The organism is Streptomyces sp. Tu 3180 (genome assembly GCF_009852415.1).
Taxonomy (GTDB): domain Bacteria; phylum Actinomycetota; class Actinomycetes; order Streptomycetales; family Streptomycetaceae; genus Streptomyces.
The window spans coordinates 6,579,082-6,603,684 of the sequence record NZ_WOXS01000002.1 but is presented as its reverse complement, the minus strand read 5'-3'; the positions used below and the strand labels follow the sequence as shown (position 1 = coordinate 6,603,684).

Sequence of the window (24,603 nt, the reverse complement as noted above, 5' to 3'; positions counted from 1 at the left end):
ACCACCGCCGCCCGTTCCCTCAGTGGTCCGCGCAGCAGGGCGTGGGGTCCGGCGCCTCGAAGGGGACGAGGGTGCCGCCCAGGGCCGGGGTGGCGGCGAGGACGAGTTCGCCGCGCTGCCACTGCGGGCGCACGTGGTCGCGCGTCATCACGCGGGTGCCGGGGTCCGGGTCGCCGGGCGCGCCGAGGACGGTCACCCGGTCGATCGCGGAGCGCGCGAGCAGCTCCGCGACCGTCAGCGTGCCCGTCAGGGCCGGGGCGCCCGGGTAGAGCACCGCGCGCCCCGCCGGGTCGGGCAGGCCCGGGGACAGCTCGCCCCGCCCGGCGGCCGCGAGCCGCTCCCACGTCGTGCGCAGGAGCGGTTCGGACGGCAGGGCGAGGGAGAGGGCCACGCGCGGGCGGTCGCCGCGGACCAGGTGCGTGCAGCCCCACGTCCCCTCGGGCAGGGCGAGTCCGGCCGCCAGCTCGTGGAGCAGGTGGTCGGCCGCGCGCAGGTCCTTCACGCCCGCGTCCACGGTGAGGGCGTACGGCGTCACGAGGGCAGGACCCACACGGGGTTGGAGTAGAACCACAGGTCGCGCCACGGGTCCGCGTCGCCGACGACGTCGAGGGCGGGGCCCGCCGGGTCCACCTGGGCGCCCATCGCCCCGACGGCGGACCGGTTGCCGTCGGTGCCGCGCAGCCGGACGTACAGCGGGCGGTCGACCCGGCCGAGGTCGAAGGTGACCCGGACGGTGCCGGCCGACTTGCCGACGTCGTACGACCGGACGACCTTCGCGGTGGGCGCGGTGAACGTGTCCTTGTCGGCGACCGGGCCGGTCACATCGCCCTGGACGACGTCCACGCGGGCCAGCCGGGGCACGAAACCGGCCCAGTTGGGTCCCCCGGCGAGCGCCACGTCGGCCGTCAGCGTGACCTTGGTGCCCTTCTTCACGTGCAGCGCGCCGCCGAGCGTGGCCCAGCGGCCGCCGCCGGACACGCGGACGTCGAGGCCGCCGATGAGCTGCCCGTGGTCGACCCAGACGCGGCCGGCGCGGATGCCGTCCATGACGGCGGCGTAGGAGAAGCCGTCGGCGCCGACGTGGGTGCGGCTGTACTGGCCGGGCCAGTAGTCGCCCTGGGTGATGTCGATCCGGCCGCCGTACACCGGGTCCTCGTAGCGGCCGTCGGCGTTGAAGTCGCCGCCCGGGCCGCGCACCGCGGTGTCGGCGTAGACCTGGTGGGAGTCGGAGTTGGCGGTGATCCACCAGGGGCGGCCCTCGGCGAGGAGGCTGTCCCACAGGCCGCCGACGGTGGCGGTCATCCAGTCGAAGCCGCCCCAGGTGCGGTAGCTCTCCAGCGGGTAGCCGGGGAAGGAGTTGGCGCTGGGGTTGTTGTCGTAGATGCCGCGGGCGCGGCCCATGCCGAGCGGCTGCGGCAGGCCGGCCGCCTGGTGGCCGGGGGCGCCCTCGAAGCCGACGGCTATCTGGGGGTCGGTGCCGGTGGCGTCGCGCCAGGCCCGGATCTCGTGCGGGGAGTCGACACCGCGCCGCGCCGGGTGGTTGGCGAGCATCAGGGCGTCCTTGACCTTGCGCCGTCTCACCTGGTCGGCGAGGAAGTTGAGGCCGGCGACGGCGAGCGCCTCGTTGGCGGGGGTGGAGTCGGAGGCGCCCTTGACGCTGCCGTCGTAGTCGGTCTCGAACTGCTTGAGGACGGCGACCTCGTTGCTGCCGGGGTGGACGAAGACGGTGCCGTGCTCGGCGGCCGGGATGTTCCACTCCAGGCCCTGGAAGACGAGGGTGTCCTCGTAGGCGGCGCGGGCCTCCTTGATGTCCGGGTTGACCTTCTCCACGCCGATCTTCGCGTGGGTGGCGCTGCCGTGGTCGGTGATGACCAGCCAGTCCATGCCGTGCTTGGCGCCCTGGCGGACCTGGTCGACGACGCGGTACTTGCCGTCGCTGCTGTACTGGGTGTGGATGTGGTGGTCACCGGCGAGCCACAGGAAGCCCTTGCCGCGGCGGCCGTTGCCCGTGGCGTGCGCGGGAGCGCCGGCGCCGGCGGACAGCACGCTGCCGGCCGCGAGCCCCGCACCGAGGAGGCCCGCGCGGCGCAGCAGCGTACGGCGGGACTTCTGCTCGGGGCTGAGCGCCTCGTCGGGCACGGAGGTGTCGAAGGCGGCGGGCAGGGGCGCCGTCGTCTCGTGCTGGTGGTCGTGTCCGTGGTGGTGATGGTGGTGCGGCCCGTGTGCGTGCCCGTGACCCATGTGAAGTGCCTCCTGGATGCCGCCGTTTCGGTGCGGCTGCCTTCCGCGGCGCGACCACGCCGCGTGTGGAGGATCGAGGCACCCCGTGAACGTCGAACGACCTGCAGGTGAGCGGCGCATGCCCCGCGCGCGACGGCTCGCCCGCACCGGCTGGGTAGGCTGATCGCTCCCTGGACCCCCTAGGTTTCCCGGAGGCCCGCATGCCCCGCGCCGGACTCACCGCCGACCGTCTCGTCGCGGCCGCCGCCGAGCTGGCCGACGAGGCCGGGTTCGAGAACGTCACGCTGTCCGCGCTGGCCCGGCGCTTCGGTGTGAAGGACGCGAGCCTGTACGCGCACGTGCGCGGCCTGCGGGACCTGCGCGCCCGGCTGGCGCTGCTGGCGGGCACCGAGATGCTCGACCGGATCGAGGCGGCGGTCGCGGGGCGGACCGGCAAGGACGCCCTGGCCGCGTTCGCCGGCGCCTACCGGGAGTACGCGCTCACCCGGCCGGGCCGCTACGCGGCCGCCCAGATCCGGCTGGACCCGTCCCTGGCCGCCGACGCCGCCGCGCTGCGCCGTGTCCTGGACGTCATCCACGGCGCGCTCGCCGCCTACGGCCTCGAGGAGCCCGACCTCACCGACGCCGTCCGCCTGCTGCGCGCCACCTTCCACGGTTACTGCGCCCTGGAGGCCTCCGGCGCCTTCGCCGCCCCGCGCGACGTCCGGGTGTCCTGGGACAAGGCGGTCGACGCCCTGCACCTCGCCCTGGAGAACTGGCCTCGGGAGAAGGCGGGTTGAGCGCCGGGTGCCCGTGCCGGGTGTGAGAGGGCGAAAACAGCGGCACGGACGTCGAGTCGGAGCCGGTTTCCTGGGACGGGGCCTCGCGGGAACCGAGTGCCGCCGCCCAGGGGGAGGGAGCGCGCCTCGGCCCAGCCGCACCTCAGGCGCGGCCCGTCGAGGCGGGCACGCCCGGACCCGCCGCCGGGCGGACCGGACGACGGGGCGCCGCGCCCCGCGGCGCGGCCCTGGACGACTCGCCCACCTTGCGCACGATCTCGCCGAGCAGGCCGGTCTCCTCCTTCAGCTCGCGCAGCGCGCCGTCGCGGGCGTTCCCGTCGGGTTCGAGCCTGGCGCACGGAACGCCCCGCACCCGGGGCAGGAACCTCTCCGTCTCGCTGCGGCGCACCAGGAGCACGCGTCCCTCGTCGGCCGGCACGACCGCGGCGGCCGGCCGTTCCTCGCCGGGGATGCCCATGTCCATGGTCCCCGGTCCCTCGCCGGAGACGGGTCCGAAGGGCCTGGTACCCGCGGAAGCGTCAACCGTACCAGGGGCGTTCCGAGGAAGCCGTGCCGTCGTCCTCGTCGCGGGCACGGCGTCCCAGCGCCTGGACCTCGTCGTACGACGGCACCGCGCCCTGCGGGGCCAGGCCCGCCCGGATCCCGGCCGCCGCCTCCACCGCCGCGCCCAGCGCCCGCCGGTACAGCAACGAGCCGAGGCTGACGCGGCGTACGCCGAGGTCGGCGAGGTGGCGGACGGAGGGTCCGGCGGGTGAGTGGAGGATGTTGAGGGGGACGCCGTCCAGGCCGCGCACCAGGGCGGCGATCTCCCGCGGGTCGGTGAGCCCGGGCACGAAGACGCCGTGCGCGCCCGCCCCCAGGTAGGCGTCGAGGCGGCGTGTGGTGCCCTCGCCGTCGCCCAGCCAGTGGGTGTCGGTGCGGGCGTTCACGAAGAGGCCGGGGGCCGCCGCCCGGACGGCCGCGATCTTGGCGGCGTGCCGGTCGGCGGGGCCGAGCCCGTCCTCCAGGTTGATGCCGGCGGCGCCCGCCGCGCAGAGCTCCCGGGCCAGCCCGGCCACCTCGTCGGGGTCGTCGCTGAAGCCGCCCTCCGCGTCCACGGACAGCAGGAACGGACCGGGGCCGAGGGTGCGGGCGAGCCGCAGCGTCTGCTCCCGGGTCGCCGCCGCCCCGTCGGGCAGCCCGGCCGCCGCCGCGACGGCGAGGCTGGTGGTGCCGACGGCCCGGAAGCCGTGGGCGGCCAGGGCCAGCGCCGAGGCGTGGTCCCAGGCGCACGGCAGCAGCAGGGGTTCGTCCGCGTGGTGGAGGCCGGTGAAGGTGGTCATGGGACGCACCCTAGGAGCGGGACGCTTCGGTGCCGGCCGAAGCGTCCGCGCCCCGGTGGTCCGGCGGACCTGGGGCGCCCCGGTTCCGGTCGGAGCGCCCCAGGGGTTCATCTCATCCTGACTCCGCCCCCGGGCACCAGACGCAGGGCGACGAGTTCGTCGCGGACCAGGCCCGCGTACACGGTGGCGCCGTGCACGGAGGTGTGCGTGTTGTCCCGTTTCTCGTCGTGGAGGTACAGCGCCTTGGAACCCTCCACGCCGAGGGACTCCACCACCTCCTTGGTCCGCGCCGTGAGGTCGATCAGCGGGACGTCCCGGTCGGCCGCGACGGAGCGGACGACGGCCGGGTGGTCGACGCCGAGCCCGTTGACCAGCAGGGCCGTGTTGTTGTCCAGGGTTCCGTCGGCGTTGAACCAGCGTCGCACGACCGGGGTGACGAGGACCGGCACGCCGCCCCGCTCCCGCACGCCCGCCACCAGGGACTCGAGGCCTGCCCGGTAGGTCGTCCCGTCGGTGGTCTTGTCGTTGTGGGCGAGCTGGATCAGGACGAGGTCACCGCGCCGGATCAGCGGCCTGACGGTGTTCCACAGGAGCGGGTTCCCGAGATAGCTGACCGTACTCTCCCCGGAGTCCGCGTAGTTGGCCACGGACAGGCCCTTGCGCAGGTACCGGGGCAGTTGCTGGCCCCAGCCGGAGTACGGGTCGCCGGGCTGGTCGCAGACCGTGGAGTCGCCGACGAGGAGGACCTGGCGGGTGTGCCGGGCCGGGGTGACCCGGATGCCGGCGAGTGCGGGCGCGCTTCCGCCGACGGTGAGGTCGAGTCCGGGCGTGCCCTCCGGGCCGGTGGGCTCGCCCTCGGGGGTGCGGACGTTCACGGTGAAGCTCCGCACCACGCGTTCCCCGGCCGCCGCGGCGGTCTCCGGGAGCAGGGTGCGCCGGGTCTCGCCGCCGAGGGCGGTGCTGGACGCCCGGTCGCCGCCGAGGGTGACCCGCACGTCGTACGTACCGGGCGGCAGGTCGAAGTGGCAGGCGGTGGCCGTGCAGTTCTCGATGCCGGGGGCGGGCGCACGCCCCTGGTGCCGCTGCGCCTGGGCCGGTACGGCCGACAGGCCGGTGCCCAGTGCCACGGCCGCCGTCACGGCGGCCCGGCCGAGCGTGCGGCCCCGTCTCATGTCCCGCGTGTCCACTGCTGGTTGGTCCCTCCGTTGCAGGTGTACGTGATGATCGCGGCGGAGTTCGCGGTGGACGCGCCGTTCACGTCCAGGCACTCGCCGGTGGCGCGGGAGGTGACGCTGACGTAGGAGCCCGTGGTGGTGACGGACCACTGCTGGGCGGTCGCGGAGGCGTCGCAGTTCTCCTGCGTGACCGTGCTCGCGTTCTCCTGGACGCACAGGCTGCTGCCGCGGACCACCAGCTGGTGGTGGCCGCCGCCGACGGGCTTGAACCAGTACTTCTGGTTGCCGCCGCCGTTGCAGTCGTACTGCTTGATCTGCGCCCCCGGCCACATCGAACGGCCGGTCACGTCCGCGCACCTGCCGCTGTGCCGCGCGGTCAGCGTGTGGTATGTGGCGCCGGTGCCGCCGACCGTCCCGGCGGCCGTGTCGACGGTGATCTCCGGGGACCAGGACATCGACATCGACGTGGCGGACGGGAAGGTCAGCGGCAGCCACACGTACCGGGAGTCGTTGACGGTCCCGCCGAAGGAGTTGCCCCAGCGGTCGCCCATGTACAGGTACGAGGTGCCCGAAGTGCCCTGCACCGGCAGGACGTACGCGGTCTGGGAACCGAAGGCGGTCGGGTCGCCGACGTCGCGCATCGCGGACCAGGGGCCGGAGAGGCTGGTGGCGGTGGCGTACTGCTGCTGGTTGGGGTTCCAGCCGGTGGCGCCCGAGGTCAGCATGAAGTAGACGCCGCCCCGCTTGAACAGGGCCGGTGCCTCGCGGTGGCCGCCGGGCCAGGGGTTGGCGACCAGGCCCGCGATGCCGGTGTGGTCGGCGGTGAGCCGGTAGATGTGCAGGTCGTAGTTCTCGCGGGCGGCGGAGACCATGTAGCCGGTGCCGTCGGTGTCGGTGAAGACGGTGATGTCGCGGGACATGTGCTGCCCCAGCGGCCGGAAGCTGCCCCGCCAGGTGTAGTCGCCGTCCACGGTGTCGGAGACGGCGACGGCGGCGCGCGCCTCGCTGTAGTCGCTGCCGTTCTCCTTGTGCATCCACATCACGAACCGGCCGGTGGACGCGTTGTACATGACCTTGGGCCGCTCGATGTTGGCGGTGGCGAGCTCCGGGTGGCTGTCCTCGGTGAGGACGTGGTTGCGGAACTCCCAGTTCTTCAGGTCGGTGGAGCGGTAGGCGTCCACGGAGCGGAAGGTGTTGTCGGCGTTGCGGTGCTCGCCGAACCAGTAGTAGTACGCGCCGGCCCTGAGGACGCCGCCGCCGTGGGCGTGCACGGGGCTGCCCGAACGGTCGGTGAACTGGGTGCCGTTGGCGATCGTCTGCGGGGCGGCCCGGGCGGGTCCGGCGGTCGCGAGGGCGCCGGCGAGCGCGAGGCAGAGGGCGAGCAGCACCGCGCGGGCACGTCTCATGTCACGCCCCCTCCCCCGCCGCGGTGTCGGCCACGGGGACGCCGAAGTCGGGTGTGCCGTCCGGTTTCCAGCCGAGCTTCTGGACCCGGGTGTGGCGGTTGGGGTCGTCCAGCGGGTCGCCCACGATCTCCTTGTACTGGCGGGCGTGGTAGACGAGCACGTCGGTGCGGCCGTCCTCGGCGACCGTGAAGCAGTTGTGGCCGGGCCCGTACTGCCGGGTCGTGTCGTTGCTGGTGAAGACGGGGACGGGCGACTTGGACCAGCTCGCGGGGTCCATGAGGTCGCTGTCCTCGTCGGCGGTCAGCAGCCCCACGCAGTAGTGGTGGTCGGTGGCGCTGGCCGAGTAGGTCATGAACAGCCGCCCGTTGCGCTTCAGCACGTACGGACCCTCGTTGACCGCGAAGCCGACGCGCTCCCAGTCGTACTCCGGGGTGGACAGCCGCACTTGGGGTCCCGTCAGGGTCCAGGGGCCGGCCATCTCGGAGAGCCAGACGGCGGTGTTGTTGTCCGTTCCGGGTTCGTGCTGGGCCCAGGCGAGGTAGCGGGTGCCGCGGTGGGCGAAGGTGGTGGCGTCCAGGGAGAAGGTCTCCCAGGCGGTCTTGATCTGCCCCTTCTCGACCCAGGTGCCCCTGAAGGGGTCGCGGTGGGCGTTCTCCAGCACCCAGATGCGGATCGCCCACACGTCCTCGGCGGGGGCCGCGGCGAAGTAGACGTACCACTTGCCGCCGACGCGGTGCATCTCCGGCGCCCAGATGTGGGCGCCCATGTCCCCGGTGGGGTGCGCGCGCCAGATCACGGACTCGGCGGCGCCGCCCAGGCCGTTCAGGGTGCGGGAGCGGCGCAGGACGATGCGGTCGTACTCGGGGACGGTCGCGGTGAAGTAGTACCAGCCGTCGGTGTGGCGGGTGATGTGCGGGTCGGCGCGGTTGCGGACGAGCGGGTTCACGTGGGGGGCCGCCTTCGGCGGTGCGGCGTGGGCCGCCGCGGGCGCGGCGGCGGCCAGGGCGCCCGCGGCAAGGGCGCCCTTCAGCAGGAGTCTGCGGGCGGGGGGCGGGGGCAGGTCGGGCAGGTCCTCGGCGCGGCTCATGCGGTCTGCCTCTCGTGGGGGAGGGTGACGTGCGTTCGGCATTTCGGGCCTGTCGAGATGTCGAACGTCATCTGACATGACGAACGCCGAAAAGGTATGGGTGAGCCGGGGACAGGTCAACGGGTCCGGCGAGAGAAACAGATACCGCTTTCTACACGGGTGTGAACGCGTGCATCTCGTCCCCCTCGGGCTGCACGATGCCGTAGGTGCCCTCGGGGACCGCGTTCCAGGCACCGGGCAGACTGCCCAGGGGCTCGGAGACGATGAGACGGGTGTGGTCGGAGATCTCGCGCAGGAAGGCCACGTCCGGGTGGAGGGAGCGCAGGGTCTCCACGCGGGTGCTGTAGAAGAGCGAACGCGACTCCTTCTGGCTCGAGTAGCGGAACGCCCACAGGCGCACGCCGTCGGTCGCCGCGACCGTCATCTGCAGCGGGAACTCCACGCCGTGCTCGTGGCCGACGCGCTCCACCAGGCCGGCCATCCGGGCGACCGCGCCCGGCGGGTCCTCCTCCAGGCCGAAGGTGAGCGCCAGGTAGAACATCATCTCCGAGTCCGTGGATCCCTCGATGTCGGAGAAGAGGTCCGGGTCGACGGCCAGCGCGAGGTCGCGCCGCAGGCGGTGGAACTCGGCGATCGCGCCGTTGTGCATCCACATCCAGCGGCCGTGGCGGAACGGATGGCAGTTCGTCTGCTGCACCGCCGTGCCGGTCGAGGCCCGGATGTGGCCGAAGAAGAGCGGGGAGACGACGTGGCCGGCGATCTCCCGCAGGTTGCGGTCGCTCCACGCCGGGCCGATGTCCCGGATCACCGCGGGGCTGTCCTTGTCCGGCACGTACCAGCCGACGCCGAACCCGTCGCCGTTGGTGGTCTCGACCCCCATCTTGGCGTGCAGGCTCTGGTCGATCAGTGAGTGGACCGGCCGGTAGAGGATGCTGTCGAGCAGGATGGGAGTGCCCGAGTAGGCGAGCCAACGGCACATGTCCACCGCCTTCCTGGTCCCGCGGCCGCGGCCGGTGCCGCGCCCGCCGCGTCACGGACCGTCGTCCCGTCGGCCCCTCCCACGGACCGCGTCCGGCGCCGTCGCCCGCCGTCCCAGCGCGAGCCCGGCCACACGCAGCCAGTCGGGGGCCGCTCCGCCCCACCGCGTACCCACTCGGCGGCGCGGGACGCGGACCCGCAGCGCTCCGGGGACGATCCGGCACACCACCGGTGCCGGCAGCAGCACGTGCTCCCCGTCCACACCGGCCGGGACGGTGGGCGTGTCCGCCTCCACGACCACCTCCTCGGCGGTGAGCCGCAGCAGACCGGCCGCGTGGGGGCCGCGCACCGTCCCGGCGGCCCGCACCGCGCTGTCGACCCGCACCCCCAGCACCCCGAGCCGTCCGGAGTCCAGCCGCTCCCGGCGCCCCGGGTGGGCCGCGTCGACCGCCCGCAGGTAGGGGTTGTTGCTGACGAGCAGGGCCTGCAACCCGTCCGCACGCGTCCCGTCGGCCCGCATCCGCAGCCGGGGCGCCGACGGACCGGACAGCAGCCCGGGCAGCGTCCGGAGCGCGGTGCGGGTCTTCTCCTCGCGGTACGCGGGATCGCCCACGACCGCCGCGTACGTGCCGAAGGAGGCGTTGTTGACGAACACCCGGCCGGCGGCGAACCCGAGGTCGACGCGGAGTTCCACGCCGTCGGTCAGGGCGTGGAGGGCCTTCGCCGGATCCTCCCGGTCCAGCCCGAGGTCGAGGGCGAAGTGGTTGCGGGTGCCGGCCGGGATCACCATGAACGGGACGCCGTGCCGGAAGGCCACCTCCGCCACCAGGGCCTGGGTGCCGTCCCCGCCGGCCACCGCCAGCAGATCGGCCCCGTCGCGTACCGCGTCCTCGGCCAGCCCGGCCGCGTCCTGGTGCCCGGCGCCGAGCAGGACCACGCGGACCCCCGCCTCCCGCGCCCGGTCCACCAGCCGGAAGCGGTCGACCTTGCCGCCGCCCGAGCGCGGGTTCATCAGCGCCCAGGGGCGGCCCGGGGGCGGGGCGGGAACGGGTCCGTGTCCGCGCCCGGCGCGCTCCGGGGCCAGCGCCGCCCGTGCCGCCCCCACGGCCAGCACCCACAGCGCCATGGACAGCGCCGCCGGCAGCAGCATCCCGCCGACGGCGTACAGGGCCAGGACCGTCAGCGGGGCCACCACGCACAGCACCGCTCCGAGGACCCGCACCGTCCCGGAGCGGGCGAGCGTCCACCACAGCCCGACGGCCGCGAGGGCCAGTCCGGCGATGCCGAGCAGCGCCCAGAGCACGCTGCGCAGACCGGCGGCCACGAGCGGGACCAGCAGGCCCACCGCGAGGGTGAGGAGTGCCAGTCGCGCCCACGCCGCGCTCCGGCGGCCGACGGCCGCCCCCATGGGTCGGGGCGGCCGGTCTGCCCGCACCATGGGCCGGGGCTCAGCGCCCGGCGCCGGTGCGCGAACGCGACACGCACAGCGCCCAGATGATGAACCCGGAGAAGGCGATCATCACGACGGACCAGACCGGGTAGTAGGGCAGGGAGAGGAAGTTCGCGATGATGACGAGCCCGGCGATCACCACACCGGCGACGCGGGCCCACGTGGCGTCCCGGACCAGGCCGAGGCTGACCAGCACCGCGAGCACGCCGAGCGCCAGGTGGGTCCAGCCCCAGGCGGTGAGGTCGAACTCGAAGACGTAGTTCTGCGTCGTGACGAAGACGTCGTCCTCGGCGATGCCCATGATGCCGCGGAGGATGCCGAGCACCCCCGCGATCATGAGCGTGACGGCGGCGAAGACCGTCAGGCCCTCGGCCCACTGCCGTTTGGCCGAGGGCGCGTGTGCGCCGGTCGCGCCGCGTACGCCGTGTGTCGGGTGTGTCGCTGCCATCCCGGTACCTCGATTCGGTGTCGTGCGTGCTCAGCGTCCGGCGGAGGAGGCGAAGGGGCCCGGCTGTTCCGAGGAGCCGTGGCCGCTCAGGACCAGTTCCTTCGCCCTGCGGAACTCGTCGTCCGTGATGTCGCCGCGAGCGCGTATCTCGGACAGCCTGACGAGTTCGTCGACGCTGCCGGTCCGTCCGCCGGTGCCCCTGGCGGTCTCGCGGATGTAGCTGTCGAAGGCCTCCTGCTGCACACGCGCCTGCGCGATCTCGCGGCGCCCCATGTTCTTGCCGCGGGCGATCACGTAGACGAAGACGCCCAGGAAGGGCAGGACGATCGTGAACACCAGCCAGCCGGCCTTGGCCCAGCCGCTCAGGCCGTCGTCGCGGAAGATGTCGACGACGACCCGGAAGAGCAGGATGAACCACATGATCCACAGGAAGAACACGAGCATGGTCCAGAAGGCGCTCAGCAGCGGATAGTCGTACGCGAGGTACGTGGTCCCACTCATCTCTCCTCCGTTCCGGGCGGGTGCCCGGCATGCCGTTGCGTGCCGACCCCAGCGTGTGCCGGGCGGGGGGCGTGCCACCTCACCCGGGACGGGTGAAGCGGCGGGACGACTACGAGGGGGCGGCGTGCTCCCGTCCGGCGTCCGGGCCGCCGGGATCCACGGCGGCGTACACCGCCACGGCGGCCAGGACCACGAGGACCAGGACGAGGACGAGGACGACGGCGCCGACCGTGGGGTGGTTCCAGAGCACGAGCGTCAGCGCGCCCGCTCCGACGACGACGCCGGTGATCCACGCCCGGTGCCCGGCCGCCCAGCGTCCGGCCGCCCCGGTGCGCAGTCCCGCGCGGCCCAGCGCCCGGCCCGCGGCCGCGGCCCCGCGGCCGGCCAGGTGCCGCACGCGGCGGGCGATCCGGCCGGGTCCGTACAGGTGGGCGGCGGTCGCGGTGAGCAGGCCGACGACGAGGAGGGTGCGGGCGCTGTCGTGCAGGAACCTGAGGAAGGTGTCGAAGACGGCCGCCGCGGCGTCGGGGGGAAGGGCCGCCTCGGGGACCGAGTCCAGGTAGACACGGCGCACCACGGCCAGCGCGACCAGCAGGAGCGCCATCGCCGCGGCGACGCCCAGGGCCGTGACCAGCAGCATCAGCCGGTGCCGGACGGCGGTCCACACGGCGAGCGCGGCCAGGACGACCGCCAGCACGGGCAGCCAGGTGCCGACGACGTCCAGCAGGAGCATCGCGTCCTGGGCCCGGTCCAGCTTCTCGGTCCGGAACAACGTGATCGTCCGGTCGGTGTCCGGGATGGCGGCGGCCCGCTCGAACCCCGCGTCGACCAGGCGTTCGCGCACCTGGTCCACCACGGGCCCCAGGTCCAGCTGCACGGTGTCCCCCGTGGTGCTGAGCGCGCCCTCCCGCTCGCCGGTGAGCATGCCCAGCACGGCGGCGTGGGCCCGTCGGTTCGAGCCCCCCCACGCCTGCGGGAAGGCGTCGCTGTCGATCACGCCGCTGACGACGCGGTGCACGACGTCGGTCACCGCCGAGCGCAGCGGTCCGGCGAGGGCCTCGGCGCCCTCCACGACGCGCGGCGGTGCCCCGGCGTCGGCCAGCGCCTCGCCGAGCGCGTCCGTGACCGCCTCCACGTCCACGTCGGCGACGACCCGGGCGGTCAGCTTGTCGATCACGGCCTGCCGGACGGCCGGGTCCGAGGCGAGCGGGGCCACGGTCTGCACATAGCGGTCGGTGTCGGAGACGGTGTCCTGCACCCAGGCGGCGACGACGGCCAGGGGCGCCAGCACCAGCGTCAGCACCAGCAGGACCGAGGCGCCCGCCTGGCGCAGGCGCCGGTGGCGTACGCCCGCGGCCCGGCGCAGCCGCTCGTACTCGGCGCGCTGTTCGGCGGTCAGTGCCCGGTCGGCGGGGACGAAGCCGCCGGGGTCGGCGGGCCCGGGGGTGCGGGGCGTGCTCATGCCGCCTCCTTCCGACGGCGGACGGCGGCTCAGCCGGCTCCCACGGGCCGGCGGGACGCGCCCGCGACACCCGACCCGCGCAGCGCGGCGCGCCAGGCGAGGGCGACGGCCGCCTCCACGAGTCCGAGCAGGACGAGCCACAGGCCGAGCAGCCGGGTCAGCGCCCGGGCGGACTCGGCGGGCAGGGCCAGCACGACGACGCCCGCGACGACGGCGAGCACCGCGGCGCCGAGGACGACGCCGCGGTGGGGCAGGTCCCGCGCCGCGACGGCCGTGAAGAGGGTGAGCATCCCGGACACCAGCCAGACGGCCCCGACGATCAGGGAGAGGGCGGTGACGGTCTGCAGCGGGTCGCGCAGGCACAGCACCCCCGCCAGGACGTACAGCACCGCCAGCAGGAGCCCGGGCAGCCGTTCGCCCTGGTCCTCCCGTCCGAAGGCGCCGACGAACCGGAACGCCCCGGTCACCAGCAGGTACAGGCCGATGAGCACCGCGAGGACGTGCAGGGTGGTCTCCGGCCACACCAGCACGACGACCCCCGGCACGAACGTGGCGACGGCGGCGCCGAGGATCCACTCCCACGAGCGCCCGAGTGCCGCCAGGGTCCCGGCGGGGGTGCCCGGCGGCCCGGGGGCGGCGCCGTCGGTTCCGTGCTCCGGTCCGGCACCGGGTGCCGGACCCCGCGTCACGGCCATGGCTCCTCCTCACGCGATGCGTACGGGGTCCGCGGCGCCGTGCGCCGCCCCGCCGGACCAGCGTCCCGCCCGGCCACCGGACACCGGGTCACCCGCGGCGGGTGATCCGGCCGCGGCGCGGGCGGGGTGGGATGGGTGCGAGGAAGTCGTCGTGCGCGTGCGCGGACGGGAGACAGTGATGGCCGTACCGGGTTCGTTCAGTGCCTCTTCGTCCCCGGCCGAGCGGGCCGCGTACGGCAGGAACGCGCGGAGCCGTGCCCCGCGTTCGTCCCACGGCCGGTTCGAGGCGGCACGGGGCCGGCCCGACCCCGTCGACGTGATCGAGCGGCAATCGGCGACCCGGCTGCCCGAGTTGGTACCGGTCCGCTACGGCCGCATGCTCGAATCCCCCTTCCGGTTCTACCGGGGAGCGGCGGCGGTCATGGCGGCGGACCTCGGACCGGCCCCGGACACCGGTCTGACCGTGCAGCTCTGCGGAGACGCCCATCTGCTCAACTTCCGGCTGCTGGCCTCCCCGGAGCGCCGTCTGGTGTTCGACATCAACGACTTCGACGAGACCCTCCCCGGCCCCTTCGAGTGGGACCTCAAGCGGCTGGCGGCCAGTTTCGCCGTCGCCGGCCGGGAGAACGGCTTCACGGCCGGGGAGCAGAACGGCGCGGTGCGCAGCTGTGCGGAGGCGTACCGCCGCCGCATGCGGGAGTTCGCCGGGATGCGCACCCTCGACGTCTGGTACGCGCAGGACGACGCCGACCGGATGCGGGAACTCATGGCCTCCTCCATGGACCGCGGGGCCCGGCGCCGTACCGCCGAGGCGACGGCGCGCGCCCGGACCCGCACCCACCTCCAGGCCTTCGCCAAGCTCACCCGCGTCACGGCCGGCGGGCGGCGCATCACCCCGGACCCGCCGCTGGTCACCCCGCTGCGTGACCTCCTGGACGACCCCTCGGCCGAGGAGAAGGGCCTGCGCGGGGTCCTGGACGGCTACACGCGCTCCCTGTCGTCGGAGCGCCGGCACCTGCTGCGGTACTACCAGCTGGCCGACGTGGCGCGGAAGGTGGTGGGCGTCGGCAGTGTCGGCACGCGCTGCTGGATCGTGCTCCTGCTCGGCAGGGACGACGACGATCCCCTGCTGCTGCAGGCCAAGGAGGCGCAGGAGTCGGTGCTCGCCCCCCACACGGGCGGCGAACGCCACGACAACCAGGGCCGCCGCGTGGTGGCGGGGCAGCGGCTGATCCAGACGACCAGCGACATCCTGCTCGGCTGGACGCACGCCGTGGGACTCGACGGACGCCCCCGGGACTTCTACGTACGGCAGCTGCGCGACTGGAAGGGCATCGCCCGCCCGGAGACCATGGACCCCGGTCTGCTGCGGCTGTTCGCGCGGCTGTGCGGGGCGAGCCTGGCGCGGGCCCACGCCCGCTCCGGCGATCCCGTCGCCATCGCCGCCTACCTGGGCCGCAGCGACCGCTTCGACCGGGCGCTCGCCGGCTTCGCCCAGGACTACGCGGACCGCAACGAGCGGGACTTCGAGGCGCTGGGCGCCGCCGTCCGGTCCGGCAGGGTGCGGGCCTGGAGCCCGTGACGGCGCGCGGCCGCCGGGGTCATTCCGGCGTCTGGCGCAGCTCCAGGATCCGCAGGCCCAGGGACTGGCAGCGGGCCAGCAGCCCGTACAGGTGCGCCTCGTCGACGACGTGCCCGAACAGCAGGGTCTGACCGGACATCGTGACGTGGTCGAGTTCCGGGAAAACCCTGATCAGTGGTTCCGAGAGGTGCCCGTCGACGCGGATCTCGTAGCGCATGAGCTACTCCCCGGGTGGCCTGGGACAGGTGGCCGTGCCCGTACCCTGCGATCGTCCGCCGCCGGGCGGCCGCCCGGCTCACCCCGTACAGGTGATAGGCCGCCCGGCGGGCGCGCCGTCGTCCTCGGCGGTGCTCCGGCTCAGTGCTTGAGCCAGAACTTGCACGAGACGATCACCAGGCCGAGCACCAGGTTGACCGAGGCCGACACGGCCATCAGGCGCCACGTGGCGCCCGCCCGGCGGGCCGCCGCCGCCGACCAGCCCACCTGCCCGGCCACGGCGACGGACAGCGCGAGCCACAGGGCGCCCTGCAGCCCGAGGCCCAGCAGCGGGCTGACGGCCACGGCGGCCGCCGGGGGCAGGGCGGCCTTGACGATCGGCCACTCCTCGCGGCACACGCGCAGCACGACACGGCGGTCCGGCCTCCGCTGCGCCAGTCGTGCCCCGAACAACTGCGCGTGCACGTGGGCGATCCAGAACACCCCGCCGGTGAGCAACAGCAGCAGCACGAGTTCCAGGCGCGGGAACGAGCCGAGCGTGCCGGCACCGACGATCACCGAGGCGGCGAGCATGGATCCGTAGACGCCGCCCGTGTAGTCGGCGTGCGCCCGGCGTTCGGCGGTCCGTGCGGCACGCCCGGCCGCGGCGTGCTCGGTTCCGGACATCACGGCCTCCTCGGGGTCATCGGGGCGACGGGGCCGGACCGGCGGGCGTGCCGGCCTCGGCGCCGGGCCGCCGGGCCCCGGCCGGCCGCCCCGGCAGATGCGGTGTGACCAGGAGGCTCGCGAGGGTGATGCCGCCGGTGGCGAGGATCGCCGCCTTCAGGCCGTCGAGCTGCGCCGACGCGTAGGAGTCCGCCACGGCGTCCACCTCGGACGGCGGGAGCCCGGCGCGGGCGGCCGCCGCGCGCACCTGTTCGGTGGGGACGAAGGCGACCCCGGCCTCCAGGGCGACGCCGACCTCCTGCCGTGCCTCCTGCGACAGCCGCGCGTCGTCCTCCACGTGCGTGGTGAAGGCGTGCGCCAGGGAGCCGATGAGCAGCGAGCCGATCAGCGCGGTGCCGAGGGCCGAGCCCAGGTTCTGCGCCGTGTACTGGAGCCCGCCGGCCTCGCTGCGTTCCTCCTCCTCCACGCCGGACTGGACGACGTTGCCGAGCTGCGAGACGAACAGGCCCATGCCCACGCCGAGCAGCGCCATCGCCCCGGCGAACTGCGCGTCGTCGATGACCGGGTCGACGGTGGCCAGCAGCCACACGACGGCCGCCGCCACGGTGACCAGGGCCAGCCGGACGATCCGGCGGGGTCCGGCCAGGCGTCCCAGCCGGGCCGCGCCCAGGGAGGTCACGAGCATGGTGACGGACACGGGCAGCAGCCTGAGCCCCGTCTCGAAGGCGTCGAAGCCCTGCACGACCTGGAGGTACAGGGGAATGGTGAAGAACAGTCCCAGCAGGACCAGGTTCTGGCTCACGAGCGCCATCAGGCCGGAGCGCAGCGCGGGCCGGCCCAGCAGGGACAGGTGCACCAGCGGGTCGGCGCCGCGCGCGTCCCGGCGCCGCTCCCACCAGCGGAAGACCGCGAGGACGGCCACGCCGGCGCCGATCACGAATAGCGTCGGCGCGAAACCGAGGACGGTGAGGGGCGGGTTGCGCGGACGCACCCATCCCCAGGTGCTGCTCTGCAGGACACCGAGGACCCCGAGGGCCAGGCCCGTCGCGGAGAGCGCGGCGCCGACCCCGTCCAGCCGGGGGCGCGCCCCGGCCCCCGGTGTCTCGGTGATCGCGCGGCGGAGGAGGAGGACGGCCAGCACGACCACGACCTCCCCCGCGAAGACCAGCCGCCAGGTGAGGTACGTCGTCACCCAGCCGCCCAGCAGGGGCCCCACGGCGATCCCGGCACCGGCCAGTCCGCCCACGACGCCGTACGCGACGGCGCGGTCGCGGCCCCGGTAGGACTCGGCGACGAGCGCCGCCATGGCGGGAAGCACCATCGCGGCACCGAGTCCCTCGATGACCGACCAGCCCAGCACCAGCACCCACAGGGTGGGTGCGACCGCGGTCAGGGCCGAGCCCGTGGCGTAGACGGCGAGACCGCCGAGGAAGAGGCGCCGCCGTCCGAGGATGTCCCCCAGCCGTCCACCGATGATCATGAATGCCGCCATGACCAGCGCGTACAGCGTGATGACGGCCTGGATGGCGGTGACCTCGGTGTCGAAGTCCTCGACCAGCCGGCTGATGGAGACGTTCATGACGGACGTGTCGAGGACCATCAGGAACTGGGCGGTGCCCAGGACGATCAGCGCCCGCCAGTGCGTCACGGTGTCCACCTCGCCGGGTCGGCCCGGGACGCCGGTGGCGCCGGCCGGGCGGCGGACCGGCCCGGCCCGCCGCCCCCATGGCACCGCACCGGCCCGGCCCGCACCTCACCCACCACGGGCGAATCACCCGGGAGGGTCACAGCAGGTCCAGCTCGCGCGCCCGGCGCACCGCCTCGTTGCGCCGGTTGACCGACAGTTTCCGGTAGACGCCCTTGAGGTGGGTCTTGACGGTGTTCACCGACACGTACAGGTCGGCCGCGATCTCCTCGGTGGACATCGTCAGGGCCAGGCGGCGCAGCACGTCGCGCTCGCGCCCGCTCAGCTCCTCGACGAGCGGTGGCGGCGGCCCCTGCTCGTGCCGGGGCGGGCCGCCGGGGTGCCCGCCGTCGGGTGCGAGCCAGCCGGTCGCCGCGCCCTGCCGCGACGCCGTGTCCAGGTAGGGCCGGATCCACGGCCCGGCCTCGCGGAAGGGACGGCGCAGCCGCTCACGGCGTGCCTCCAGCAACGCCCGCGCCACGAGTCCGCGCGCGGTCGCGGCGTCCCCCGCCGCGTCCGCCGCCTCGGCCCGCACCAGCGCGGCCCGGACGGTCACCGCCGGACCCGAGCGTCCCTCCGGGTGCGCGCGGTCGAGCAGGCTCACGGCCGCCGCGGGCCGGCCGGCGGCGAGCTGCAGGCGCGCGGCCCCCACCGCGCACGCCACCTGCTCCTCGGGCACCTGCCGCAGCAGCCCGGCCGCGGTCTGCACCCTGCCCTCGGCGAGGTGGGCGGCGGCCGCGACGAGTGCGGTCTGCCCCTGTACCCAGGGGGAGACCGCGTCGGCCGGCACCTCCGGTTCCACCGCCTTGAGCGCGGCCCGCGGGTCGCCCCGCGCCAGGTGCAGGCGCGCGGCGGTGAGGGCGCGGCCCGCCTCCAGCACCGGGTCCCGCAGGGCGGGGTGCGACTCGGCCGACGCGTCGAGCAGGGCCTGGGCCTGTCCCAGCTCGTCGCGGTCCACGGCGACCGCGGCGAGGACGAGCCGCTCGACCCCGGAGCCGGACGGCCGGGACAGCCCGAACCGCTCCGTCTCCGTGAGGGCCGCCCGGGCCCTGCGCTCGGCCCCGCCGAGCCAGCCGTCCAGATGGTCGATCAGGGCCAGACGGCCCAGGGAGTCCTCGTGCGGGAGCGCCGTGGCCGCTTGCGCGGCGGAGTCGGCCACGGTGGACAGGGCGGCCCGCGCCTGGTCGAAGCGCCCGGCCCACAGCCGCGCCGAGCCCACGTGGTCCAGCAGCAGCGCGGTGAGTTCGGGATGCCGCTCCAGCAGGTCGGCGGGGACCAGCTCCAGCATCCTCTCGGCGACCCGGGCGGCGCTCTCCGCCCGGTCCGGCGCACCGGCCAGCCGGGCGGCCAGGGCCTCCAGCAGGGCGCAGCTCAGCCGGGCCGCCGCCGGGCCGACCGCGTCGCCCGCCGTGCCGCCGTACTCCGCCAGCCCCTGTCGCGCCCGGCGCAGGTGGGCCAGGCCGGCGCCGAGGTCGCGCCGGGCCAGCTCACGGGCCGCCCGCACCAGCTCCGGGGCCGTCCCCGTGGTCTCCCGCCGCATCCCGGAGAACAGCCCGGTCACCGCGTCGGAGCGCGGGCCGGTGAAGAACTGGCCGACGGCGAGGTCGTCGATCAGGGCGCCGGCGGTGAACCCCCAGTCGCCGCCGGCGGCACCGTGCCCGAGCGCCTCCGTGAGGTGTCCGGACCGCTGCAGCCACGCCGCGGCCCGCCGGTGCAGCTCGGGTTCCGCGTCGGGCTGCCGCATCCGCAGGTGCGCGTGGAGGATCTCCCTGAACAAGGGGTGCAGGCGGTACAGGCCGTGCTCGAGGTGTTCGACGAACGCGTTGTCGCGGCTCAGCCGGTCCAGGATGGCTCCGGCGTCGTTCCGCCCCGTGAGCGCGTTCGCCAGCCCGGGACAGAAACGGTCGAGCAGGCTGACCCGCAGCAGCAGGTCCTGGGTCCCGGGGTCCTGCCGCTTGAGCACCTCCGCCAGCAGGAAGTCGGCGATCGTGCTGCGGTCGGCCTCGAACTCCTCCAGGTACGCCTGCGGATCCCGGCTCTCCCCCGCCGCCAGGGCGCACAGACGCAGTCCGGCGGCCCATCCCCGGGTGCGCGCCACGAGCGCGCGCACCGCGCCCGCGGGCAGCCGCAGCCCGTGCAGCGCCATCAGCCCGGCCGTCTCGCGCGGGGTGAAGGCCAGCTCCGCGCCCCTGATCTCCGTCAGCTCCCCGGCGGCCCGGTAGCGGTGCAGGGGCAGCAGCGGCTCGGTGCGGGTGACGAGGACCAGCCGCAGCCCCGTCCCGGCGTGACGCAGCACGAAGTCCAGCTGCTCCGCGATCTCCGGGGCGGTGACCCGGTCGAACTCGTCGAGTATCACGATCACGGGCCGTTCCCGGGCGCTCAGCCCGGCGGCGAGCCGGGACGGCAGGGCCGGACTCACCCGGTGCGCGTCCGCCGGGAAGCCGATGTCCGCGGGCAGGGCGACGCCGGCGGTGCGGAGCGCCTGCAAAAGGTACGCCCAGAACATCCCGGCCCCTTCGCCGGCCGCGTCGGTGGTGAGCCAGGCGACGGGCAGCCCGTCACGGCTCTCCGCCCAGTCCGCGGCCAGCAGGGTCTTCCCCGCGCCCGCCGCGCCGTTGACCATGGTCAGCGGCGTCCGCAGGGCCCGGTCGAGATGCCTGGTCAGCCGCTCCCGCCGCAGGAACGTCACCGGGCGCGCGGGGACGGTGAACCGGGTGCGCAGATACGGGTCCCCGTGCGGGTCGGCGACCGGTTCCGCCGACGGCGGATCGTCCCCTTCGAGCCCGCTCATGGCACTCACCGCCACTGCTCGTCGGTCTCACGGTCGTGCTCCCTCCCAGCATCCCAGCACCGCGGCGGAGGCGCGCTGCGGGAGAGGGCTCGGCTAGCGTCGTCGGTATGAGCAGCGCCCCCGCCCTCACCGACGCCCTCGCCGGCGGCACCGTCGTCCTGGACGGCGGCATGTCCAACCAGCTCGCGGCGGCCGGCCACGACCTGGGCGACGAGCTGTGGTCGGCGCGGCTGCTCGCCGAGGACCCCGGGGCGGTGACCGAGGCCCACCTCGCCTACTTCGAGGCGGGCGCGGACGTGGCGATCACCGCCAGCTACCAGGCCACGTTCGAGGGGTTCGCCCGGCGCGGGATCGGCCGGGAGGAAGCGGCCCGGCTGCTCGCCCTCAGCGTGGAGTCGGCCCGGGAAGCGGCCCGGCGGGCGCGGGCGGCCCGCCCGCTGTGGGTGGCGGCCTCCGTCGGCCCGTACGGCGCGATGCTCGCGGACGGCTCCGAGTACCGGGGCCGGTACGGGCTGGGCGTCGCCGAGCTGGAGCGCTTCCACCGGCCCCGCGTGGAGGTCCTGGCCGCCGCCGGTCCCGACGTGCTCGCCCTGGAGACGGTCCCCGACACCGACGAGGCCGAGGCCCTGCTGCGCGCGGTGCGCGGGCTCGGCGTGCCGGCCTGGCTGTCGTACTCGGTGGCCGGCGGCCGCACCCGCGCCGGGCAGCCGCTGGAGGAGGCCTTCGCGCTCGCCGCCGACGCGGACGAGGTGATCGCCGTCGGCGTGAACTGCTGCACCCCCGAGGACGCCGACCGCGCCGTCGCGCTCGCCGCCCGCGTCACCGGCAGGCCGGCCGTGGTCTACCCCAACAGCGGTGAGACCTGGGACGCCGGGGCGCGGGCCTGGACCGGCCGGCCGACCTTCACCGCCGGGCGGGTCGCGGGGTGGCGGGAGTCCGGGGCACGGCTGATCGGGGGGTGCTGCCGGGTGGGACCGGAGACGATCTCGGCGATCGCCGGGGTGCTGCGGGAGCCGTAGCGCACTCGCGCCGGTCGCACCCGGGTGGTCCGGGCCGGGCCACAGCGGCAGCGAGGGCGGCGCGTGCCCCGGCGCCCCCCACCTCACCGTCGTTCCGGGGACCTGGGCGTTCTTCCCGTCCGTACCGTCCGGGAGCACCGGCGCGGTGCGGCCCACCGGGCACCGGACCGGACGTCCCTCATGGAGGACGTGGCACACGTCGTGCGGCGTCCGCGTTCCCCCTCACGCCTCACGCGCTGCCGCGTCCTGCGGGGCTCGAGGAACTGGGACGCCGCCACCAGGACGAGACCGCCCAGAACGAGCGGCATGTTGCCCCCGAAGGGCATGAGGTGTGCGGCCGCGAGCCCTCCGGCCAGCAGGAGCGCGCCGGCGCCCCACAGTCCGGGACGGCTCACGCCGTCGCGGAACCAGGGCAGTACGATCCGGCCGGTCACCAGGGCCACCGCCCCCGCCGCCCCGAGCACCAGCGCCATCACCAGGCCGACGGCCAGAACGAACGTGGACACGCGCCCCCCTCGATCACTCCCGAAATGATCATCTCAGAAGCTCCGGTCCCTCACCGCGGGGGACTTCGCCTTGGTCCGACGGCGGCGGCCCCTTGGCGGCACCGGCATCGGTCCGCCCCCGCGACCGCACGGCGCGGCAGCGGCTCGCGCGGGTCGCCCTCTCGCCAACATGCCTGTTCACCATGGGAATTGAGCAGGAAGTGCCCCTGCTATGGTGGGCCGATGTCATCGGTCAGGCAGTTCCAGGTCACCTTCGACTGCGCGGACCCCGAGCGCGTCGCCCGTTTCTGGTGCGAGGTGCTGGGATACGTCGCACCGTCCCCGAAGGGGTTCGCCACCTGGGACGATTACCACCACTCGCTGCCGCCCGGGAAGCGGGGTGCGTGGTTCGCGTGCAGTGACCCCTCGGGGGTGGGTCCGCGGCTGTTCTTCCAGCGTGTTCCCGAGGGCAAGGTCGCCAAGAACCGGGTGCACCTCGACGTGCGGGTCGGCACCGGACTCGTGGGTGAGGAGCGCCTGGCCACGCTCAAGGCCGAATGCGCGCGACTGGTCGCGCTCGGCGCGGTGTGCGTACAGGTCCTGCTCGCCGACGACGAGAACGAGTCGTGCATCGTGATGCAGGACGTCGAGGGCAACGAGTTCTGTCTCGACTGAGCGTTCTCCGGGACGGCGAGGCGGGAGCCGCCTCCCCCGGGTCTGCCCGGGCGCGTCGCGGCGGCGCCCGGCGCGGGTGAGGGCGAGGCCCCCCGCCACCGCGGGCCGGGGGTCCCGGTGGCCGCCCGGCGTGCCGGTGGGCCGCCCCGGCCGGTCGGTCAGTGCCCTCCGCGCGGCGGGGAGCCCCGCCGTCCCCCGGGCCCCGGATGCCCGGGCCGCGTCCCCCTCCGCTCCGGTCAGCCCCGGCGCAGCGCACCGCTGCGGCGCAGCCGGCGCACCACCGACCGGAGTTCCGGGGACGCGGCCGGAGCGGCCGCGGATCCCTCGGGGGCGGTGTCGGCCGTGGACCACAGGGCGAGCTCGCGGTCCCGCGGGCCGTGAACGACGTGCGGCTCGCCGTCGCCGAAGACCCGCACGGGATGCCCCGGGTCCCATCGCTCCCACCCCGGCGAACCGCCGGAGACGAACCGCACCCACGCTCCGTGCATCGCGTCGGCCAGCTCCTGCGGCGCGCCCTCGCCCGCGAGCCTGCGGGCGTCGGGCTCGTCGCCGCTGTCGAAGACGAACCCCAGCTCCAGGGCGTGGCAGGCGCCCATGCGGGGCCGGTTGGACGGCCAGGCGAACTCGTAGACGTACGAGGGCTCGGTGCGGCCGTCGGCCAGGCGGTGCAGCGGGATGCGCAGCAGGCGGTCGGTGACCATCTGGCCGACGATCTCGGAGGTACCGGCGTCCGGGCGCAGGGCGCGGTAGCCGCGCGGGACCTCGCTGCCGCAGCGGCAGCGGGCCATCGCGCCGGCGAGGGCGACCGCGCCGAGCCGGTCCACGCGCTCCAGCAGGCCGCCCGGGACCAGCCACAGCCGGTACTCGTCGCGGGTCCATCCGGTCAGGAGCCCGACGCCGGGGGCCGCACCGTCCGTCAGCGCCTCCAGGGGATCGCGCGGGACGAGGTCACCGTCGACGACGATGCCGAAGGCGGGGCCGCCGAGCACCGGGCTGCCGAGCCGGCCGACGTCGGCCTGGACGCGGAGCAGCTGCTCGCGGTCGACGCCGGCGAAGGCCTCGGCGGTGGCGGGGACCTTCAGCCGGTTCGCCATCCGGCGGACCATCCGCCGCACCTTGTCACGGTCGGTGACCTCGGGCGGCCCGCTCTGCAGGACGGCCCGCCGGACCAGTCCCCGGGCCTGCGGGGCGGCGATGAGCGCACCGGTGCTGATCGCGCCGGCGGACTGGCCGCCGAGGGTGACGCGGCCGGGGTCGCCGCCGAAGGCCGCGATCGACTCGTGGACCCAGCGCAGGGCGGCGAGCTGGTCGCGCAGGCCGGGGTTGGCGGGGGCGTCGGGGAACAGTCCGTAGCCCTCGACGCCCAGCCGGTAGTTGACCGACACGAACACCACGCCGTCGCGGGCGAAGGTCCGCCCGTCGTACACGGGGACCGAGGAGGCCCCCCTGGTCAGGGCGCCGCCGTGCAGCCAGACGAACACCGGCAGCCGGGCGCCGGGGGCGGGGTCGGGCGTCCACACGTTCAGGTTGAGGCAGTCGTCGCCGGGCACCACCGGGTCGGACAGGTACTGCGCGAAGGCCTCGGAGTACGGCGGCTTCGGGGCGGTCGGCCCGAAGGCGCCGGCGTCGCGCACGCCGTCCCAGGGCTCCGGCGGGACGGGCGGCCGGAACCGGCGGGGCCCGAAGGGGGGTGCCGCGTAGGGGATGCCGCGGAACACGGCGGCGCCCTGCTCCCACCGGCCGCGCACGGCTCCGTGCGGCGTCCTGGCCACGGGGTTCTCCCGGTCTGCCGTCATGTGCCCACCAGCCCTTCGCCGCGCCGCGCCGCGCTCGCGCACCGGCCGGACCCGCCGGTGACACAAGAGCGTCGCGGCGCTCGCCGGTATTCCGGATACGTGCGGAGGTTCTTCCCGCCCGGTGGCGGCGGATCTACAGTAGGAA

22 protein-coding genes and 1 pseudogene are annotated in these 24,603 nt (G+C 75.1%); 4 read left to right on the top strand and 19 right to left on the bottom strand.

The genetic code is table 11. The annotated features are described in order from the left end of the window. Positions 1-19: 19 nt before the first annotated feature. Positions 20-550, bottom strand: coding sequence for a hypothetical protein (locus GL259_RS30340; protein ID WP_243762421.1), 531 nt, complete (start codon positions 548-550; stop codon positions 20-22). Beyond that, positions 532-2,241, bottom strand: a complete 1,710-nt coding sequence (locus GL259_RS30335) for a PHP domain-containing protein (RefSeq protein WP_159536461.1) — start codon at positions 2,239-2,241, stop codon at positions 532-534. The genes GL259_RS30340 and GL259_RS30335 overlap by 19 nt, the downstream gene beginning before the upstream one ends. A gap of 200 nt (positions 2,242-2,441) precedes the next feature. Here GL259_RS30335 and GL259_RS30330 point away from each other — a divergent pair, with 200 nt between their 5' ends. Next, on the top strand, positions 2,442-3,020 hold the full coding sequence (locus GL259_RS30330; RefSeq protein ID WP_159536460.1) for a TetR-like C-terminal domain-containing protein: 579 nt from the start codon (positions 2,442-2,444) through the stop codon (positions 3,018-3,020). 229 nt (positions 3,021-3,249) lie between these two features. Here the strand turns inward: GL259_RS30330 and GL259_RS30325 are convergent. From GL259_RS30325 to GL259_RS30275, 11 genes and pseudogenes are all read right to left on the bottom strand, one after another. After that, positions 3,250-3,483: pseudogene (locus tag GL259_RS30325) on the bottom strand (NUDIX hydrolase); the annotation flags it as partial. A 55-nt stretch (positions 3,484-3,538) separates the two neighbouring features. After that, positions 3,539-4,342: an isocitrate lyase/phosphoenolpyruvate mutase family protein gene (locus tag GL259_RS30320; RefSeq protein ID WP_159536458.1), complete on the bottom strand. Its 804-nt coding sequence runs from the start codon at positions 4,340-4,342 to the stop codon at positions 3,539-3,541. Positions 4,343-4,449: 107 nt separating this feature from the next. Then, the gene (locus tag GL259_RS30315; protein WP_159536457.1) at positions 4,450-5,514 is read right to left on the bottom strand and encodes a rhamnogalacturonan acetylesterase; all 1,065 of its coding nucleotides are present in this window, start codon (positions 5,512-5,514) and stop codon (positions 4,450-4,452) included. Continuing rightward, a complete protein-coding gene (locus GL259_RS30310) occupies positions 5,511-6,923 on the bottom strand; it encodes an RICIN domain-containing protein (RefSeq protein WP_159536456.1) in 1,413 nt (470 codons plus the stop codon). The genes GL259_RS30315 and GL259_RS30310 overlap by 4 nt, the downstream gene beginning before the upstream one ends. 1 nt (position 6,924) lies before the next feature. After that, positions 6,925-8,010, bottom strand: coding sequence for a glycoside hydrolase family 43 protein (locus GL259_RS30305; protein WP_159536455.1), 1,086 nt, complete (start codon positions 8,008-8,010; stop codon positions 6,925-6,927). Between the two features lie 151 nt (positions 8,011-8,161). Next, positions 8,162-8,989 carry a class II glutamine amidotransferase gene (locus GL259_RS30300; protein WP_159539109.1) on the bottom strand — a complete coding sequence of 276 codons (828 nt, stop codon included), beginning with the start codon at positions 8,987-8,989 and terminating at the stop codon, positions 8,162-8,164. A gap of 51 nt (positions 8,990-9,040) precedes the next feature. After that, complete coding sequence (locus GL259_RS30295; RefSeq protein WP_243762420.1) at positions 9,041-10,426, bottom strand: diacylglycerol kinase family protein; 1,386 nt, start codon at positions 10,424-10,426, stop codon at positions 9,041-9,043. A gap of 10 nt (positions 10,427-10,436) precedes the next feature. Further along, the gene (locus tag GL259_RS30290) at positions 10,437-10,886 is read right to left on the bottom strand and encodes a hypothetical protein (protein ID WP_159536454.1); all 450 of its coding nucleotides are present in this window, start codon (positions 10,884-10,886) and stop codon (positions 10,437-10,439) included. 30 nt (positions 10,887-10,916) lie between these two features. Beyond that, a complete protein-coding gene (locus GL259_RS30285; RefSeq protein ID WP_159536453.1) occupies positions 10,917-11,387 on the bottom strand; it encodes an SHOCT domain-containing protein in 471 nt (156 codons plus the stop codon). Between the two features lie 109 nt (positions 11,388-11,496). Beyond that, entirely contained in the window at positions 11,497-12,849 is a 1,353-nt protein-coding gene (locus tag GL259_RS30280) for a hypothetical protein (protein WP_159536452.1), read from the bottom strand. Positions 12,850-12,878: 29 nt separating this feature from the next. Beyond that, a complete protein-coding gene (locus tag GL259_RS30275; RefSeq protein WP_159536451.1) occupies positions 12,879-13,544 on the bottom strand; it encodes a DUF308 domain-containing protein in 666 nt (221 codons plus the stop codon). Between the two features lie 178 nt (positions 13,545-13,722). On the opposite strand from GL259_RS30275, the gene GL259_RS30270 reads away from it, so the two are divergent. Further along, positions 13,723-15,126 (top strand): DUF2252 domain-containing protein, encoded by a 1,404-nt coding sequence (locus tag GL259_RS30270; RefSeq protein ID WP_159539105.1) that lies wholly within the window; start codon positions 13,723-13,725, stop codon positions 15,124-15,126. A 19-nt stretch (positions 15,127-15,145) separates the two neighbouring features. Here GL259_RS30270 and GL259_RS30265 read toward each other — a convergent pair whose 3' ends face one another. The 4 genes from GL259_RS30265 to GL259_RS30250 form a co-directional block, all read right to left on the bottom strand. Continuing rightward, complete coding sequence (locus tag GL259_RS30265; protein WP_159536450.1) at positions 15,146-15,343, bottom strand: hypothetical protein; 198 nt, start codon at positions 15,341-15,343, stop codon at positions 15,146-15,148. A gap of 140 nt (positions 15,344-15,483) precedes the next feature. After that, positions 15,484-16,008: a hypothetical protein gene (locus GL259_RS30260; RefSeq protein ID WP_159536449.1), complete on the bottom strand. Its 525-nt coding sequence runs from the start codon at positions 16,006-16,008 to the stop codon at positions 15,484-15,486. A 16-nt stretch (positions 16,009-16,024) separates the two neighbouring features. Beyond that, positions 16,025-17,656 (bottom strand): MFS transporter, encoded by a 1,632-nt coding sequence (locus tag GL259_RS30255; RefSeq protein ID WP_159536448.1) that lies wholly within the window; start codon positions 17,654-17,656, stop codon positions 16,025-16,027. 136 nt (positions 17,657-17,792) lie between these two features. After that, entirely contained in the window at positions 17,793-20,483 is a 2,691-nt protein-coding gene (locus tag GL259_RS30250) for a LuxR C-terminal-related transcriptional regulator (protein WP_159536447.1), read from the bottom strand. A 107-nt stretch (positions 20,484-20,590) separates the two neighbouring features. On the opposite strand from GL259_RS30250, the gene mmuM reads away from it, so the two are divergent. Next, complete coding sequence (gene mmuM / locus GL259_RS30245; RefSeq protein WP_159536446.1) at positions 20,591-21,502, top strand: homocysteine S-methyltransferase; 912 nt, start codon at positions 20,591-20,593, stop codon at positions 21,500-21,502. Between the two features lie 83 nt (positions 21,503-21,585). On the opposite strand, the gene GL259_RS39015 is transcribed toward mmuM, so the two are convergent. After that, entirely contained in the window at positions 21,586-22,008 is a 423-nt protein-coding gene (locus tag GL259_RS39015) for a hypothetical protein (protein WP_243762419.1), read from the bottom strand. A gap of 222 nt (positions 22,009-22,230) precedes the next feature. Here GL259_RS39015 and GL259_RS30235 point away from each other — a divergent pair, with 222 nt between their 5' ends. Then, complete coding sequence (locus tag GL259_RS30235) at positions 22,231-22,662, top strand: VOC family protein (protein WP_159536445.1); 432 nt, start codon at positions 22,231-22,233, stop codon at positions 22,660-22,662. Between the two features lie 236 nt (positions 22,663-22,898). Here GL259_RS30235 and GL259_RS30230 read toward each other — a convergent pair whose 3' ends face one another. Beyond that, a complete protein-coding gene (locus GL259_RS30230) occupies positions 22,899-24,458 on the bottom strand; it encodes a carboxylesterase family protein (protein ID WP_208026537.1) in 1,560 nt (519 codons plus the stop codon). Positions 24,459-24,603 lie beyond the last annotated feature (145 nt).

Coding starts and splice junctions, on each gene's coding strand:
- GL259_RS30335 (WP_159536461.1), bottom strand. CDS start 2,241: ATGGGTCACGGGCACGCACACGGGCCGCACCACCATCACCACCACGGA.
- GL259_RS30330 (WP_159536460.1), top strand. CDS start 2,442: ATGCCCCGCGCCGGACTCACCGCCGACCGTCTCGTCGCGGCCGCCGCC.
- GL259_RS30320 (WP_159536458.1), bottom strand. CDS start 4,342: ATGACCACCTTCACCGGCCTCCACCACGCGGACGAACCCCTGCTGCTG.
- GL259_RS30315 (WP_159536457.1), bottom strand. CDS start 5,514: ATGAGACGGGGCCGCACGCTCGGCCGGGCCGCCGTGACGGCGGCCGTG.
- GL259_RS30310 (WP_159536456.1), bottom strand. CDS start 6,923: ATGAGACGTGCCCGCGCGGTGCTGCTCGCCCTCTGCCTCGCGCTCGCC.
- GL259_RS30305 (WP_159536455.1), bottom strand. CDS start 8,010: ATGAGCCGCGCCGAGGACCTGCCCGACCTGCCCCCGCCCCCCGCCCGC.
- GL259_RS30300 (WP_159539109.1), bottom strand. CDS start 8,989: ATGTGCCGTTGGCTCGCCTACTCGGGCACTCCCATCCTGCTCGACAGC.
- GL259_RS30295 (WP_243762420.1), bottom strand. CDS start 10,426: ATGGTGCGGGCAGACCGGCCGCCCCGACCCATGGGGGCGGCCGTCGGC.
- GL259_RS30290 (WP_159536454.1), bottom strand. CDS start 10,886: ATGGCAGCGACACACCCGACACACGGCGTACGCGGCGCGACCGGCGCA.
- GL259_RS30285 (WP_159536453.1), bottom strand. CDS start 11,387: ATGAGTGGGACCACGTACCTCGCGTACGACTATCCGCTGCTGAGCGCC.
- GL259_RS30280 (WP_159536452.1), bottom strand. CDS start 12,849: ATGAGCACGCCCCGCACCCCCGGGCCCGCCGACCCCGGCGGCTTCGTC.
- GL259_RS30275 (WP_159536451.1), bottom strand. CDS start 13,544: ATGGCCGTGACGCGGGGTCCGGCACCCGGTGCCGGACCGGAGCACGGA.
- GL259_RS30270 (WP_159539105.1), top strand. CDS start 13,723: ATGGCCGTACCGGGTTCGTTCAGTGCCTCTTCGTCCCCGGCCGAGCGG.
- GL259_RS30265 (WP_159536450.1), bottom strand. CDS start 15,343: ATGCGCTACGAGATCCGCGTCGACGGGCACCTCTCGGAACCACTGATC.
- GL259_RS30260 (WP_159536449.1), bottom strand. CDS start 16,008: ATGTCCGGAACCGAGCACGCCGCGGCCGGGCGTGCCGCACGGACCGCC.
- GL259_RS30250 (WP_159536447.1), bottom strand. CDS start 20,483: ATGAGCGGGCTCGAAGGGGACGATCCGCCGTCGGCGGAACCGGTCGCC.
- mmuM (WP_159536446.1), top strand. CDS start 20,591: ATGAGCAGCGCCCCCGCCCTCACCGACGCCCTCGCCGGCGGCACCGTC.
- GL259_RS30235 (WP_159536445.1), top strand. CDS start 22,231: ATGTCATCGGTCAGGCAGTTCCAGGTCACCTTCGACTGCGCGGACCCC.
- GL259_RS30230 (WP_208026537.1), bottom strand. CDS start 24,458: ATGACGGCAGACCGGGAGAACCCCGTGGCCAGGACGCCGCACGGAGCC.